The 14,108-nt window shown below is 62.0% G+C and carries 12 protein-coding genes and 1 pseudogene; 3 read left to right on the top strand and 10 right to left on the bottom strand.

Features of this window, described 5'->3' with window-relative positions; all coding sequences use genetic code 11:
• Positions 1–27 precede the first annotated feature (27 nt).
• The 5 genes from omp10 to hmgA form a co-directional block, all read right to left on the bottom strand.
• Positions 28–399, bottom strand: coding sequence for an outer membrane lipoprotein Omp10 (gene omp10, locus ASD31_RS23545; protein ID WP_056339855.1), 372 nt, complete (start codon positions 397–399; stop codon positions 28–30).
• Between the two features lie 167 nt (positions 400–566).
• Positions 567–2,018 carry a homospermidine synthase gene (locus ASD31_RS23540; protein WP_056339852.1) on the bottom strand — a complete coding sequence of 484 codons (1,452 nt, stop codon included), beginning with the start codon at positions 2,016–2,018 and terminating at the stop codon, positions 567–569.
• 191 nt (positions 2,019–2,209) lie between these two features.
• Entirely contained in the window at positions 2,210–2,866 is a 657-nt protein-coding gene (maiA, locus tag ASD31_RS23535; RefSeq protein WP_056339849.1) for a maleylacetoacetate isomerase, read from the bottom strand.
• Between the two features lie 10 nt (positions 2,867–2,876).
• On the bottom strand, positions 2,877–3,893 hold the full coding sequence (locus tag ASD31_RS23530; RefSeq protein WP_056339846.1) for a fumarylacetoacetate hydrolase family protein: 1,017 nt from the start codon (positions 3,891–3,893) through the stop codon (positions 2,877–2,879).
• A gap of 230 nt (positions 3,894–4,123) precedes the next feature.
• Positions 4,124–5,479: a homogentisate 1,2-dioxygenase gene (hmgA, locus tag ASD31_RS23525; RefSeq protein ID WP_156392790.1), complete on the bottom strand. Its 1,356-nt coding sequence runs from the start codon at positions 5,477–5,479 to the stop codon at positions 4,124–4,126.
• 71 nt (positions 5,480–5,550) lie between these two features.
• Here hmgA and ASD31_RS23520 point away from each other — a divergent pair, with 71 nt between their 5' ends.
• Positions 5,551–6,000 carry a MarR family winged helix-turn-helix transcriptional regulator gene (locus ASD31_RS23520; RefSeq protein ID WP_056339844.1) on the top strand — a complete coding sequence of 150 codons (450 nt, stop codon included), beginning with the start codon at positions 5,551–5,553 and terminating at the stop codon, positions 5,998–6,000.
• Positions 6,001–6,008: 8 nt separating this feature from the next.
• On the opposite strand, the gene ASD31_RS23515 is transcribed toward ASD31_RS23520, so the two are convergent.
• Positions 6,009–6,485 (bottom strand): Lrp/AsnC family transcriptional regulator, encoded by a 477-nt coding sequence (locus ASD31_RS23515; protein WP_056339841.1) that lies wholly within the window; start codon positions 6,483–6,485, stop codon positions 6,009–6,011.
• 123 nt (positions 6,486–6,608) lie between these two features.
• Between ASD31_RS23515 and hppD the strand changes: the two genes are divergently transcribed.
• A complete protein-coding gene (hppD, locus tag ASD31_RS23510; RefSeq protein WP_056339837.1) occupies positions 6,609–7,724 on the top strand; it encodes a 4-hydroxyphenylpyruvate dioxygenase in 1,116 nt (371 codons plus the stop codon).
• A 68-nt stretch (positions 7,725–7,792) separates the two neighbouring features.
• Here hppD and ASD31_RS23505 read toward each other — a convergent pair whose 3' ends face one another.
• The 4 genes and pseudogenes from ASD31_RS23505 to ASD31_RS23490 form a co-directional block, all read right to left on the bottom strand.
• Positions 7,793–8,089 (bottom strand): YciI family protein, encoded by a 297-nt coding sequence (locus ASD31_RS23505; RefSeq protein WP_056339834.1) that lies wholly within the window; start codon positions 8,087–8,089, stop codon positions 7,793–7,795.
• Positions 8,090–8,551, bottom strand: a pseudogene (locus tag ASD31_RS23500) (aminotransferase class IV family protein); the annotation flags it as partial.
• 440 nt (positions 8,552–8,991) lie between these two features.
• The gene (locus tag ASD31_RS23495; RefSeq protein ID WP_056339829.1) at positions 8,992–10,149 is read right to left on the bottom strand and encodes an aminodeoxychorismate synthase component I; all 1,158 of its coding nucleotides are present in this window, start codon (positions 10,147–10,149) and stop codon (positions 8,992–8,994) included.
• A gap of 328 nt (positions 10,150–10,477) precedes the next feature.
• Positions 10,478–12,340: a M3 family oligoendopeptidase gene (locus ASD31_RS23490; protein WP_056339826.1), complete on the bottom strand. Its 1,863-nt coding sequence runs from the start codon at positions 12,338–12,340 to the stop codon at positions 10,478–10,480.
• A gap of 200 nt (positions 12,341–12,540) precedes the next feature.
• Between ASD31_RS23490 and ASD31_RS23485 the strand changes: the two genes are divergently transcribed.
• On the top strand, positions 12,541–14,079 hold the full coding sequence (locus ASD31_RS23485) for a sigma-54-dependent transcriptional regulator (RefSeq protein ID WP_056339823.1): 1,539 nt from the start codon (positions 12,541–12,543) through the stop codon (positions 14,077–14,079).
• Positions 14,080–14,108: the final 29 nt, after the last annotated feature.

Below are 14,108 nucleotides of genomic sequence, written 5' to 3'. Positions count from 1 at the left end.
GGCCACCAACGCGCCGGGCTCGCCCAGTCAGACGCGGCGGGTGAGCGTGAATTGCGCCGCCGAATCCGTGGTGCAGTTGAGCTGCGAGGTCGTGACCATGGCGCAATTGACCTTGGACTGGGTCTTGCGCAGCACCGAATACATGTTGATCTCGACCAGGCTGGGCGAAAGATTGGTATAGGTGCCGGAGGCCAGTTCCTGGTTCGTGTCGGTGGTGCGGGTGCTGAAGGTTCCGCCTGAGAAGGTGGAAACCACCCCGTTCGGATCGACCCATGATCCCTCGACGCCGACCGGCGCCATCTGGCGGCTCGTCGGCAGTTCGCGCACCTCGCGCGGCCCCTGGCAGGCGGCAAGCGCTGTTGCGGCCGACAGGATGGTGAGAATGGCGATGGGCTTCATGAATATCTCCCGGAGAGGCGCGGAAAGCTGTCTGGTTGAAAAAACCATGCCGCGATCGGAGTTTGAATGCAAGAGCGGGGGGTGGGGCATGACGACGTTATCCGTCTCAACGACGAACGCCCGGGGATCGTTCCCCGGGCGGTAAATATTGCCGTGCGCAGGCCGTGTCAGCGAACGAGGACGTTCTTGAACTGCCAGGGGTCCTTCGTGTCGATGTCTTCCGGGAACAGGCCTGGGCGCCCCTCGAGCGGTGTCCAGTCGGTGTAGTGGCCTTCGACCGGGCCGAGATAGGGCAATTGCACTTCCAGGCAGCGCTTGTAATCGACCTCGTCGGCCTCGACGATGCCGGCCTTCGGGTTTTCCAGCGCCCAGACCATGCCGGCGAGCACGGCGGAGGTTACCTGCAGGCCGGTCGCGTTCTGGTAGGGCGCGATACGGCGGGTTTCTTCGAGCGACAGGCGCGAACCGAACCAATAGGCGTTCTTGTCGTGGCCATAGAGCAGCACGCCGAGCTCGTCGATCCCGTCCACCAGCTCGTTCTCGTCGAGCACGTGCAGGACTGGCTGCGCATTGCCGCCATTGCCGAACATTTCGTGCATCGACAGCACGGCATCATTGGCCGGATGATAGGCATAGTGGCAGGTCGGGCGGTAGCTGACCTCGCCGTCCTTGTCGCGGACGGTGAAGAAGTCGGCGATCGAGATCGCCTCGTTGTGGGTGACGAGGAAGCCATATTGCGGCCCCGGCGTCGGGCACCAGGTGCGCACGCGGGTATTGGCGCCCGGCTGCTCCAAATAGATGCCGGCCTGGCATCCCTTCTTGTGCTTCTTGCCGTTCTTCGGCATCCAGTTCTCGTGCGTGCCCCAGCCGAGTTCGGCGGGCTGCAGGCCTTCGGAGATGAAGCCCTCGACCGACCAGGTGTTCCAGAAGACGTTGAGCGGCTTCGGGTTCTTGGTCAGCTGCGTGTCGCGCTCGGCAATGTGGATGCCCTTGACGCCGGCCTTCTTCATCAGCTTGGCCCAGCCTTCGCGGTCGTCCTGCGCCGGCTCGTCGAATTTCAGCCCGAGATCCCTGGAAAGGTTGACCAGCGCCTGCTTGACGAACCAGGAGACCATGCCCGGATTGGCGCCGCAGGTGGAAACGGCAGTGGTGCCGCCGGGGTTCTTTTCCTTTTCCTTGCGCAGCGTTTCGCGTAGCGCATAATTGGTGCGCTCGGAATTCTTCATATTCTTGTCGAAATAGAAGCCGAGCCAGGGCTCGATGACCGTGTCGATATAGAGCGTATCGATCTTGCGGCAGAACCGCATCAGATCGACCGAGCCCGTATCGACCGACAGGTTGACGCAGAAGCCCTGGCCGTCACCCTCCGTGAGAAGCGGCTTCAGGATTTCCTTGTAATTGTCCTTGGTGATATGCGTCTTGATATGGCGGGCGCCATGGCGGGCCATGATTTCCATATCGCCCGCATCTTCGCGGGGTTCGATGACAACCAGGCGGCTCTTGTCGAATTTGAAATGGCGCTCGATCAGCGGCAGGGCGCCGCGGCCGATGGAGCCAAAGCCGATCATCACGATCGGACCGGTGATTTCGCCGTGAACCGGATGGGTTGTTTCTGCCATTTTCGCTTTTCTCCTGCGACGGGGTCTGACTTTTCACGGGCGAGCTTGCCCTGTCAGGCCTTCAACTGCCTCCTAGAGCACAGATTTCTGTTACAATAAAGGGGCTGGAGGCGCGACCGCACCGCATCCCGGCTGCGGTGACGCTCTGCCGATCATGGTTTCTCCGAGGCCGTCATCAGGGGCCGCACTGTTTATCGTCCGGCGTCTATAGCGGGTGCGAGGCGATCCGGATGAGCCTTGGCGAAGGCCGGCAGGTCGAGGCATCTGTCGGCGATGGCCGTCGTGCGGGGGCAGGCGGACAGATCGACGCCCCATCTTCGCGCATTGTAGATTTGCGGCACCAGGCAGAGATCGGCCATTGTCGGTTGGTCGCCGTGGCAGAATTTTCCGGTTTCGGGGCAGCCGAGCATTGTTTCGATCGCCTTCAGGCCTTCGCCGATGAATTTGTGCATCCAGGCGAGCCTTGCCACTTCCGGATTTGCCGATTGCCGCATCACATGGGAGACGACGCCCAGATTGCAGACCGGGTGGATATCCATGGCGATCGCGTGAGACAGCGCCCGCACGCGCTGGCGCTCTAGGGGCGTGCTGGGCAGAAGCCGGGAATTCTCGCGGGTTTCGGCCAGATATTCGATGATGGCGAGCGATTGCGTCAGCAATTGCCCGTCGATCGAAAGTGCCGGTACGAGGCCCTGCGGGTTGCGGGCAAGATGCTCCGGCTGCCGGTGGGCGCCTTGAAGCAGATCGACCGGAACGGAGCGATAAGGAATCTCCAGCAGGTTGAGGGCGATCCGCACCCGGTAGCTTGCCGACGAGCGCCAGTAATCGAACAGGATCGTCTCGTCCATGGCGATGTCCTCAGGGTTTTTCATATCGGGTGACGGTCTGCTCGATGGCGCCGAAGATGGAATGCCCGGTCCTGTCCTTCATTTCGATGCGGACGGTATCGCCGAAGCGCATGAAGGGGGTGGCAGCGGTACCGGTTTCGATGGTCTCGATCATGCGGATTTCCGCGATGCAGGAATAGCCCGCGCCGCCGGCGGAGACCGGCTTTCCCGGGCCGCTGTCAAGCTTGTTGGAGACGGTGCCCGAGCCGATGATGGTGCCGGCGCAGAGCGGCCGGGTTTTCGCGGCATGGGAAATCAGCTGGCCGAAATCGAAGGTCATGTCGGTGCCGGCATCGGCGCGACCGAAAGGCTTGCCGTTGAGATCGACCAGCAGCGGTAGGCTGAGCTTGCCGCCGTCGAAGGCTTCACCGAGTTCATCGGGCGTCACGGCAACCGGCGAGAAGGCCGAGGAGGGTTTCGACTGGAAGAAGCCGAAGCCCTTGGCGAGTTCGGCCGGGATGAGGCCGCGCAGAGACACATCGTTGACGAGCATGATGAGCCGGATCGCGGCGCGTGCTTCCTCCGGTGACGCGCCCATCGGCACATCATCGACGATGACGGCGATCTCGGCCTCCATATCGATGCCGTAGGATTCCTCGGCCATCACGATCGGGTCGCGGGGGCCGAGAAAACTGTCCGAGCCGCCCTGGTAGATCAGCGGTTCGGTCCAGAAGCTTTCCGGCATTGCGGCATTGCGAGCTTTGCGGACCAGTTCGACATGATTGACATAGGCCGAACCATCCGCCCACTGATAGGCGCGCGGCAGCGGCGAGGCGGCGTCATGTTCGTGAAAGCGGGCTGACGGCTGGGCGCCGGTCTCAAGGCCGTCCGCCACTTCCGCGAGGCGTGGGCTGACATGTTGCCAGTCGTCGAGCGCCGCCTGCAGGGTTCGGGCGATATGGCCGACTTCGGAGCAGCGGGTCAGGTCCCTGGAGACGACAACGAGGCGGCCGTCGCGGGTGGAGTCCTTGAGGGTGGCGAGTTTCATGTCTTGGGTTCCGTTTTATTCACGATATACGATCGACAACATTATTCCTGTGCCGGCTTGCCCCTCACCCTAGCCCTCTCCCCGCAAGCGGGGAGAGGGGACGACAGAGTGTGCCGCTTGTCCTTCTCCCCGTCAAAACGGGGAGAAGGTGCCCGACAGGGCGGATGAGGGGCTGTTGCCTTCATAGGCAGAGACTTGTGAAGCCACCAAAGATTAGCCCCTTCAATTCTCTACCTGATCCCGGGCGTCCCATCGAACTTGCGCTCCAGTCCGTCCCAGCAGTCGAGATAATTGTCCTGCAACGTTTCGAGTTCGGCGGCGTAGCGTGTCAATTGCTGGGGGTAGCGGGTCTCGAACATGAAGGCCATGGTGTGGTCGAGCTTGACCGGCTTGAGATCGGCATGGGAGGCCTTGTCGTAGCCGGTGGCATCCGGTCCGTGCGGTAGCATCATATTGTGCAGGCTCATGCCGCCCGGCACGAAACCTTCCTCCTTGGCATCATACTGGCCGTGGATCAGGCCCATGAATTCGCTCATGATGTTGCGATGGTACCAGGGCGGGCGGAACGTATGTTCGGCGACCAGCCAGCGCGGCGGGAAGATGACGAAATCGACGTTGGCCGTTCCCGATTCCTCCGTCGGCGCCGTCAGCACGGTGAAGATCGACGGGTCCGGGTGATCGAACAGGATGGCCCCGACCGGCGAGAACGTGCGAAGGTCATATTTGAACGGCGCGTAATTGCCGTGCCAAGCCACCACATCGAGCGGCGAATGGCCGATTTCGGTGACATAGAACTTGCCGCACCATTTGACATGCACGCGGCAGGGCGTTTCCTTGTCCTCATAGGCGGCGACCGGCGTCTTGAAATCGCGCGGATTGGCCAGGCAGTTGGCGCCGATCGGGCCGCGATCCGGCAGGGTGAACTTGGCGCCGTAGTTCTCGCAGATATAGCCGCGCCAATCGGAACTCTCGCCGAGCCGGGAGACCTTGAACATCATGCCGCGCGGGACGAGGCAGATCTCCGAGGGCTCGACATCCATGATGCCCATTTCGGTAAAGACGCGGATCGTGCCGAGCTGCGGCACGACCAACAGCTCGCCATCGGCATCGAAGAAATAGTCGTCGATCATGTCGTCGTTGAAGACATAGGCATGGGCGGCCATGCCGACCTGGGTCATGACGTCACCGGCCGCCGTCATGGTGCGGATGCCGTCAAGAAAATTCAGTTTTTCCACCGGCGCGGGAAGCGGGTTCCAGCGCAGCTGGCCAAGCGGCAGGGAATGATCGTCGATGCAGGGCGCCGATTTCCACAAGGGGTAGCTCGCATGGGAGAAGCGGCGGGTATGGCGGACGCTTGGGCGGATGCGGTAGAGCCAGGAGCGCTCGTTGGTGCCGCGCGGTGCCGTGAAGGGCGAGCCCGAAAGCTGCTCGGCATAGAGGCCGTAATTGCATTTTTGCGGGCTGTTCTGGCCCTGCGGCAGGGCACCCGGAAGCGATTCCGTTTCGAAATCATTTCCGAAGCCAGGCATGTAGCCCGGGCTATTCGTCGTGACATTGGCGGCCGTGGTCGCGGTTTTTTCCAGCATGGCTTGCACCTCCTGCCTCAATATGGTTTCAAACGTAACTGTCTATTTTGTAACTATCAAGGAGCGGCACTATGGATGCGGACGGATTCGATCTTGAGCAATTCCTACCGTTCCGGCTCAACCGTGCTGCGGAATTCATCGCGCTGCGTTTTGCTGCCAGCTACAGGGCGCAATATGGGCTGACGCGACCGGAATGGCGCACGCTTGCGGCGCTTGGAAGCAGCGGGCGGATGACGGCGACCGAAATCGGCGTTCATTCGACCATGCACAAGACCAAGGTCAGCCGGGCGGTGTTCGCGCTCGAGGAGCGCCGCTGGCTGAAGCGCAGCCGGAACGGCGGGGACCGCCGGGTGGAGCAGCTGGAACTGACGCCGGCAGGCGTGGCCGCCTATGGCGAAGTTGCCGGCCTTGCCCGCGCCTATGACGCGGAACTGGCAGAGTTGCTGGGAGAGGAAGGCATCGAGGCGCTTTCGCTCGGCCTTTCCGCCGTCGAACGGGCGATAGCGAGCCGGCGCGCCTGATATCCTGTCTATCTTGGTCGCTGGCGCACCGGCAGGCCCTGAAAATCCTTCAACGTCGTCAGCACGATCGATGTCTTCACATGCTGAACGCTTTCATGCGGCAACAGGATGTCGTTGACGAAATGGGCAAGGCCCGCGAGGTCTGGTGTCACGACCTTGAGGTGATAGTCCATCTCGCCGGTGAGCGCGTAGCATTCCAGCACTTCCGGCAGGTCGGCGATCAGGGCGGCGAAACGCTTGGCATTGTCACGATTGTGGGTGGCGAGCGTGACGGCGACGACCACCATGAGATCTAGCCCGAGCCTGGCGCGGTCGAGCACGGCCCGGTAGCCGTGGATGAGGCCTTCCGTTTCCAGCCGCGCCCGGCGGCGCGAGCATTGTGAGGGCGACAGGGCGATCAGTTCCGATAGTTCATTATTGGTCAAACGGCCGTCGCGCTGCAGTTCGGCGAGGATCTTCAGGTCATACCGATCGAGTTGCTCCATTTCGTGCGCCTTACCTCAAATCGATGCATGTTCCTTGCGTGATTCTCGTCAAAACTTGACAAAATGCAAGCACAATGCGGGCTCTCTGCGTCATGATGTGCTGGAGATCCAGGAGGAATTGAAATGGGCCCTTTCCCGCATGATGCACCGCCGACCGGGGTGACCGCCGATAATCCGGCCGGTACCGATGGCTTCGAATTTGTCGAGTTCTCCCATCCGGAGCCGGAAAAACTGCGCGAGCTTTTTACTCGCATGGGCTATGAATGCGTCGCCAAGCACCGGGCAAAGGACATCACCGTCTGGCGCCAGGGCGACATCAACTATCTTCTCAATGCCGAGCCTGGCAGCCATGCCATGCATTTTGTCGATGAACACGGCCCCTGTGCGCCGTCGATGGCCTGGCGCGTCGTCGATGCCCGCCATGCCTTCCACCATGCCGTCTCGAAAGGCGCCACGCCCTATGAAGGCAAGGACAAGGCGCTCGATATTCCGGCGATCGTCGGCATTGGCGGCTCGCTGCTCTATTTCGTCGAGACCTATGGCGACAAGGGCTCGCCCTATGAGGCCGAATTCGAATGGCTGGGCGAGCGCGACCCGAAGCCGGAAGGTGTCGGCTTCTATTATCTCGATCACCTCACGCACAATGTCTATCGCGGCAATATGGACAAATGGTGGGATTTCTACCGCGAATTGTTCGGCTTCAAGCAGATCCATTTCTTCAATATCGATGGGCGCATCACCGGGCTGATGAGCCGGGCGATCACCTCGCCCTGTGGCAAGATCCGTATTCCGCTGAACGAATCCAAGGACGATACCAGCCAAATCGAGGAATATCTGCGCAAGTACAAGGGCGAGGGCATCCAGCATATCGCCGTCGGGACCGACGGCATTTATGAGGCGACCGACCGGCTGGCCGGCAACGGCCTGAAATTCATGCCGGGTCCGCCGGAGACCTATTACGACTTGTCGCATGAGCGGGTGAACGGCCATGACGAGCCGATCGAGCGGATGAAGCAGCACGGCATCCTGATCGACGGCGAGGGCGTGGTCGATGGCGGCATGACCCGCATCCTGCTGCAGATATTCTCGAAGACCGTGATCGGCCCGATCTTCTTCGAATTCATCCAGCGCAAGGGCGACGAGGGGTTCGGCGAGGGTAATTTCCGCGCCCTGTTCGAATCGATCGAAGCCGACCAGATTCGCCGCGGCGTATTGGCGCCGGCGACTGCTGCGGAATAGACAGGCATCCTGAGGAAGTTCACGACCCGCCGGTCACGCCGGCGGGCTTTTCGTGTGTGGATGCCGCGTCAGGCGTGGGGCTGGTCCTTCAGCATTTCGAGGCCCGGAATGGTCATGGTCGCCGAGAATTCGGTGACCGCGTAGTTCGCGACGGCGTGGAGGCTGAACGGGTCGGAGGCGATGGCGGCATCGATGCGCTGGCGGTTGCCGCGCGCCAGGATAATGCCGCCGGTGCGCGGGTTCTTTCGCCCCGAGGCAAGGAACAGGCCTTCCTCATAGAAGGATTTCAGCCAGGCGATATGCGCCTCCAGGTGACGATCGACTTCGGCCAGATCGACCTTGTAGGTGAGCGACAGGATGAACATTCAATCTTCCTTCCTGAGTTGAGCCCTGATCAGGCCGCGCAGGGAATTGCCCATATAGATGGTGCCCTTGCCGAGGTCTTCGCGGGTCAGGCGCTGGACGCGGGCGCGGCGCTGGCAGATCAGTTCCGTGCGCAGGACGCCGGCGAGCAGGCCGTTCGAAATCGGCGGCGTCTTCAGGATGCCGGAGCCTTCATCGAGGAAGAGCGAGGTGATGGTGCCTTCGCAGGGGTCGCCGTTTTCGTTGAGGAGGAGGACCTCGTCGGCGTCGGCGGTCGTGTATTCGCTGCGGGCCGCCTCGTAGATGTCCCGCCGGCTGGTCTTGTGGCGCAGCAGGATGTTTCGCGAGGACAGCCGCGTCGAGGCGATGGCGAGGCGCCAGACGGTTTTTTCGGGAAGAACTGAATAGGGCACGGTGGTGACGGCGATCTCGCCGGCGGGGCTGAGGGTGAGGCGGATGCGAAGGGTGCTCGTCCGTGCGGCGTCACCCCCCTCTGTCGGCCGGGCCGACATCTCCCCCTCAAGGGGGGAGATCAAGCTGGAACAGGCTTTCGCGGAAGAATCGCCTCCAGCGTTCTCCCCCTTTGAGGGGGAGATGCCCGACAGGACAGAGGGGGGTGAACTCTCGGCATTCGCCTTGGTCAGCTTGAGGGGGGAGATCAAGTCGGGGCGGGCTTTCGCGGAAGGAGCGGCTCCAGCAATCTCCCCCCTTGAGGGGGAGATGCCCGATAGGGCAGAGGGGGGTAAAACCTCGGCGAGTGCTTGCGCCAGTTTTTCCTCCGCCTTATCCGCGCCCGCAAATCCCAGTTGCCGGGCCGATTTTTTCAGTCTTGCCATGTGCAGCGGCAGGCGGACGATGCCGATGCCGGGCTCCCAGCGCATGGTCTCGATCAGCAGGAAAGCGCTCATCGCTCGATCCTCGTATCGCCGACGGCGAAACGAGCCTTCAGCAGGCATTCCTCATATTCGGCTTCGGCCGTGGAATCAAAGACGATGCCGCCACCGACATTGAAGACGGTCTCGCCGCCGGGAAACAGCGACAGGGTGCGGATGGCGACGTTGAAGCGCATCGTGCCATCCGGTGCGATGAAGCCGATCGATCCGCAATAGGCGTCGCGCGGGCCGTCTTCCAGAGCGTGGAGGATTTCCATCGCCCGCATTTTGGGCGCCCCGGTGATCGAGCCGCAGGGAAACAGCGCTTCGAAGATGCGGGTGATGCCGATGTCCGGCAAAAGTTTTGCCCTGACATGGCTGACCATCTGGTGCACGGTCGGATAGGTCTCGATGTCGAACAGCCTGGGCACGTCGAGCGTCCCCACCTCGCAGATGCGGGATATATCGTTGCGCAGCAGATCGACGATCATCCGGTTTTCGGCCTGCGATTTCGGGTCTTCCCGCATTTCGCGGATCAGCGCCTCGTCCTCGGCCGGCGTCGCGCCGCGCCGCGCCGTGCCCTTCATCGGATGGGTCTCGATCCAGCCATCCCTGTCGATGCGGAAGAACAGTTCGGGCGAGCGTGATAGGAGAATAGGCCCGTCGAGCGCAACCAGCGCACCGTATTTCACCGGCTGCCGCTCGATCAGTGACCAGAAGGCGGATGCCGGATCGCCGCTCCAGCGCGCCCGGATTGGCATGGTGAGGTTGGCCTGGTAGCAATCGCCCTCGCGCAGATGCCGGTGCAGCCGGTCGAAACGCTGGCGGTAAGCCTCGAAGTCCCAGGCGGCGCGCGGCTCGGTGATGAAGGGCTCGTTTTCGGCGCGGCGGCGGGGCCTGGAAAGCGGATGGCCTTCCGAAGGCCCGTCGAAGACGCCGAAGGACAGGAGCGGCGTGCGGCGGTTTTCCTCGGCAAAGGGCGCCAGCTTTCTTTCAAACAGATGGCCCGCTTCGTAGCTCATATAGCCGGCCAGCCATTTTCCGGCCCTCTGAGCCGCTTCCATGTCCGCCAGCGCGCGCCAGAATTCGGCCTGTGTGCGTGCACTGATGACGCGGGAGGGCTCGGCAAAGACGGTGGTCCTGTCTTCGCTGTCGTCGCGGAAGAGAACATAGGGGCCGGTGTCAGTCATGCCGTTTGCGTCTGTGGCTGTCTGGATACTCGGGGCAGGCCCGAGGATGACGGAGGATGGGGGCGGCGTCTGGCTGCCTCTTCTCCCCAGCGGGGAGAAGGTGGCCCGAAAGGCCGGATGAGGGGGGCGAAGGCCACTTGTGGTATCGCCGCGCGCGCCGGCCCAGCCGGCGCCCCCTCATCGCCTCGCCTTCGCTCGGCACTTCTCCCCGCTGGGGAGAAGAGGGAACACGCAGCCAGCTCCACGAACCGTCATCGTCGGGCTTGACCCGAGGATCCATGCCGCCATCCGCAAAGCTCGCTTCCATATGCCTTACCTGCCCAGGACATCATACCTGCTTATCAAGCGCTTCCAGCTCATCGATCAGCCCTTCCAGCATCGACAGGCCCTGTGCCCAGAACGACGGATCGGTGGCATCCAGCCCGAAGGGGGCGAGCAGTTCGGAATGGTGCTTGGTGCCGCCGGCCTTCAGAAGCTCGAAATATTTCTGCTGAAAGCCGGTCTCGGCCTTTTGGTAGACGGCATAGAGCGAATTGACCAGGCAATCGCCGAAGGCATAGGCATAGACATAGAAGGGCGAGTGGATGAAGTGCGGGATATAGGCCCAATAGGTCTCGTATCCTTCGGAAATCCGGATCGCCGGCCCGAGGCTTTCGGCCTGTACCGACAGCCAGAGTTCGCCGATATCCTCGGCTGTCAGTTCGCCGTCCTTGCGGGCGGTATGAACCTTGCGCTCGAATTCGTAGAAGGCGATCTGGCGTACCACCGTGTTGATCATGTCCTCGACCTTTTGGGCGAGCATGGCCTTGCGTTCGCGCTTGTCCTTCGTCTTGTCGAGCAGCGCGCGGAAGGTCAGCATCTCGCCGAAGACGGAGGCGGTTTCGGCGAGCGTCAGCGGCGTCGAGGCCATCAACGCACCCTGTCCGCCGGCGAGCACCTGGTGCACGCCATGGCCCAGCTCGTGGGCAAGCGTCATCACATCGCGCGGCTTGCCCATATAATTGACGAGCACGTAAGGATGGGCTGATGGTACGGTCGGATGCGCAAAGGCGCCGGGCGCCTTGCCGGGCCGTACCGGCGCATCGATCCAGCCGCCATCGAAGAAGCGGCGGGCGATGGCGGCCATTTCCGGCTCAAAGCCATGATAGGCTGAAAGCACCGTCTCCTTGGCCTCGCTCCAGGGGATGAGCGCGGTCGGCGTTTCCGGCAGCGGCGCATTGCGGTCCCAGAACTCCATCTGTTCCATGCCGAGCCATCTGGCCTTCATCGCATAATAGCGATGCGACAGGCGCGGATAGGCTTCGCGCACGGCGGAGGCCAGGGCATCGACCACGTCTCGCTCGACCCGGTTGGCCAGATGGCGGCTGTCGGCGATATCGGTGAAGCCGCGCCAGCGGTCGGAAATTTCCTTGTCCTTGGCGAGCGTATTGGTGATCAGGGTAAAGGTGCGGATATTGGCCTTAAAGGTCGTCGCCAGCGCTTCGGCCGCCTTCCTGCGGATGGCGGGATCGGCTTCCTGCAGCATGGAAAGCGTCACTTCGAGTGGCAATTCCTCGCCGTCGATATTGAATTTCAGGGCCGCCATGGTTTCGTCGAACAGCCGGTTGAAGGCGCTGGCGCCGGTCATGGATTTTTCGAGGAAGAGCTGCTCGATCCGGTCGTCGAGCTGGTAGGGCTTGTCCATGCGCAGATCGACGATCCAGGGCTTGTAATGCGCGGCCAGCGGATCGTTCCGAAGGGCTGCATCGATGACGGTATCGTCGATGCGGTTCAGTTCCAGCGAGAAGAACAGGAGATGGCCTGCCATGTCGGTGAGCTTCGACTGGGCATCGCCATAGAGTTTGCCATTGGCCGGGTCGGAGGTATCGGAGAAATAAGTGAGCCCGGCAAAGGAACCGATCTTGCCCATCAGGTCTTCCAGTTCCTCGAATTCCCGCACGGCGGCACCGATGCCCTCATCGCCGGAGAGTGCCGCCGCCTCTGCCAGCCGACCCTTCCATTTGGCCTCGAATGTCAGTGCCAGTGCCTGCGCCTTTGCAAGGTCTTCCAGGTAATCGGGCGAAGTGGGGGAGGCGTAGAGATCTTCCAGTTTCCAGGATGGCAGGTCGCCGAGGCCGTTCGGATGGGCCGCTGCGGAAGCGGTCGCCCGGGCAATGAGCGGGGAGGACTGGGAAGACGGAAGATGCTGCATGAACCTACACTCTTTGCCGGTGCCGCCGTGGACCGGCGGCGGATCTGATCGCGGATATGGGCCCGAGACCTAACGTCGGCAATGGATAAAATGCAAGCCTTTCTCAAAAGAGGATTTTCAGGCCTTTGTGAAAGGAATGCTTCTCACGATGCGGCACATGACGTGACGTTCGGCGTTCCAGGCAGCGAGCAGGAGGCTTCATGACATCCCAAATTCTCGTGATCGACGATGATCCGGTTCAGCGCCGCCTGCTGACCAACATGATCGAACGCCTGGGACATGTGGCCCACCTGGCCGAAAACGGCCGAAGCGGGCTGGAAATCCTGGAGCGCAAGCGGGGCCTGATCAGCGTCATCCTGCTCGACCTGATGATGCCAGAGATGAACGGGCACGGCTTCCTCGAAGCGGTCGCCGAACGCGGCATCGATACGCCGGTGATCGTCCAGACCGGGCAGGGCGGTATCGAGACGGTGGTGCTGGCCATGCAGGCGGGTGCCTTCGATTTCGTCGTCAAGCCGGTTTCGCCCGAGCGGCTTTCCGTCGCGCTTACCAATGCGCTGAAACTCGATCACCGCGAAGGCAAAGGACGGCCGGCCAAGCGCTCGCGTGGCGGCTCGGTCGGGTTCGACGACGTGGTTTCGGCAAGCCCGGCGATGATTCGGGTGCTCGATCTCGCGCGCCGCGCGGCGCAATCGAATATCCCGATCGTGCTCGAAGGGGAATCCGGCGTCGGCAAGGAAATGGTCGCCCGCGCCATCCAGCATGCCAGCGAACGGGCGAGCAAGCCGTTCATCACCGTCAACTGCGGTGCCATTCCGCATAATCTGGTCGAGAGCATTCTCTTCGGCCACGAGAAGGGCGCCTTTACCGGCGCCGCCGAAAAACATGTCGGGAAATTCGCCGATGCGGATGGCGGCACGCTGTTTCTCGACGAGATCGGCGATCTGCCGCTCGATGTCCAGGTGAAGCTCCTGCGCGCCGTGCAGCAGGGCGAGATCGAGACGATCGGCGCCCGCCATCCGCAAAAGGTCAATGTCCGGCTGATTTCGGCCACCAACAAGGACCTGATCAACGAGGTGCGCGAAGGCCGCTTCCGCGAGGATCTCTATTACCGGCTGAACGTCTTTCCGATCGCCATGCCGGCGCTGCGGCGGCGCAAGGAGGATATTCCGGTGCTGGTGCGCAGCTTCGTCGAGCGTTTTGCGCTGGAACAGCGGCTGGCGGAACCTTTATCTGTTTCAAGCGGAGCCATGGCGCTTCTGACCGCCTATGACTGGCCGGGCAATATCCGGCAGCTGGAGAATGCGATCTTCCGGGCCGTGGTGCTGGCCGAGGGACCGGAACTGACGGTCAAGGATTTCCCGCAGATCGCCACCCAGATCCCGGGCTATGTGGTTGCGGAGAAGACGGGTTTCACCTGGGAAGAAACCGGGCCTTCGAAAATGCCCGTCGTCGAGGCCGATCGCCTTCCGCCCGTCTATCCACATTTCGGAGTGGACAGGTCGGCTTCGCAAGCGGCCGAACACCAGCCCGAAAATGCCATTGCCAGCGTCGATGACGGCGGCAATGTGCGAAAGCTGGCCGATGTCGAGGAAGAACTGATTCGCTTCGCGCTCAAATTCTATCGCGGGCAGATGAGCCAAGTGGCGCGAAAGCTCGGGATAGGACGCTCGACGCTTTATCGCAAACTCAAGGATTATGGCATAAATCCAGACGATCCCTTCAGTGAGGCCGCTTAAGCTAGGGATAACAATCCGCGCCAAACCGT

Source organism: Rhizobium sp. Root482, assembly GCF_001426565.1.
Taxonomy (GTDB): Bacteria; Pseudomonadota; Alphaproteobacteria; order Rhizobiales; family Rhizobiaceae; genus Pararhizobium.
The sequence above is the reverse complement of the archived record's forward strand: the minus strand, read 5'-3'. Positions and strand labels throughout refer to the sequence as shown.

Excerpts from the sequence above, each read along its gene's own strand:
- omp10 (WP_056339855.1), bottom strand. The coding sequence starts at position 399 with ATGAAGCCCATCGCCATTCTCACCATCCTGTCGGCCGCAACAGCGCTT.
- ASD31_RS23540 (WP_056339852.1), bottom strand. The coding sequence starts at position 2,018 with ATGGCAGAAACAACCCATCCGGTTCACGGCGAAATCACCGGTCCGATC.
- maiA (WP_056339849.1), bottom strand. The coding sequence starts at position 2,866 with ATGGACGAGACGATCCTGTTCGATTACTGGCGCTCGTCGGCAAGCTAC.
- ASD31_RS23530 (WP_056339846.1), bottom strand. The coding sequence starts at position 3,893 with ATGAAACTCGCCACCCTCAAGGACTCCACCCGCGACGGCCGCCTCGTT.
- hmgA (WP_156392790.1), bottom strand. The coding sequence starts at position 5,479 with ATGCTGGAAAAAACCGCGACCACGGCCGCCAATGTCACGACGAATAGC.
- ASD31_RS23520 (WP_056339844.1), top strand. The coding sequence starts at position 5,551 with ATGGATGCGGACGGATTCGATCTTGAGCAATTCCTACCGTTCCGGCTC.
- ASD31_RS23515 (WP_056339841.1), bottom strand. The coding sequence starts at position 6,485 with ATGGAGCAACTCGATCGGTATGACCTGAAGATCCTCGCCGAACTGCAG.
- hppD (WP_056339837.1), top strand. The coding sequence starts at position 6,609 with ATGGGCCCTTTCCCGCATGATGCACCGCCGACCGGGGTGACCGCCGAT.
- ASD31_RS23505 (WP_056339834.1), bottom strand. The coding sequence starts at position 8,089 with ATGTTCATCCTGTCGCTCACCTACAAGGTCGATCTGGCCGAAGTCGAT.
- ASD31_RS23495 (WP_056339829.1), bottom strand. The coding sequence starts at position 10,149 with ATGACTGACACCGGCCCCTATGTTCTCTTCCGCGACGACAGCGAAGAC.
- ASD31_RS23490 (WP_056339826.1), bottom strand. The coding sequence starts at position 12,340 with ATGCAGCATCTTCCGTCTTCCCAGTCCTCCCCGCTCATTGCCCGGGCG.
- ASD31_RS23485 (WP_056339823.1), top strand. The coding sequence starts at position 12,541 with ATGACATCCCAAATTCTCGTGATCGACGATGATCCGGTTCAGCGCCGC.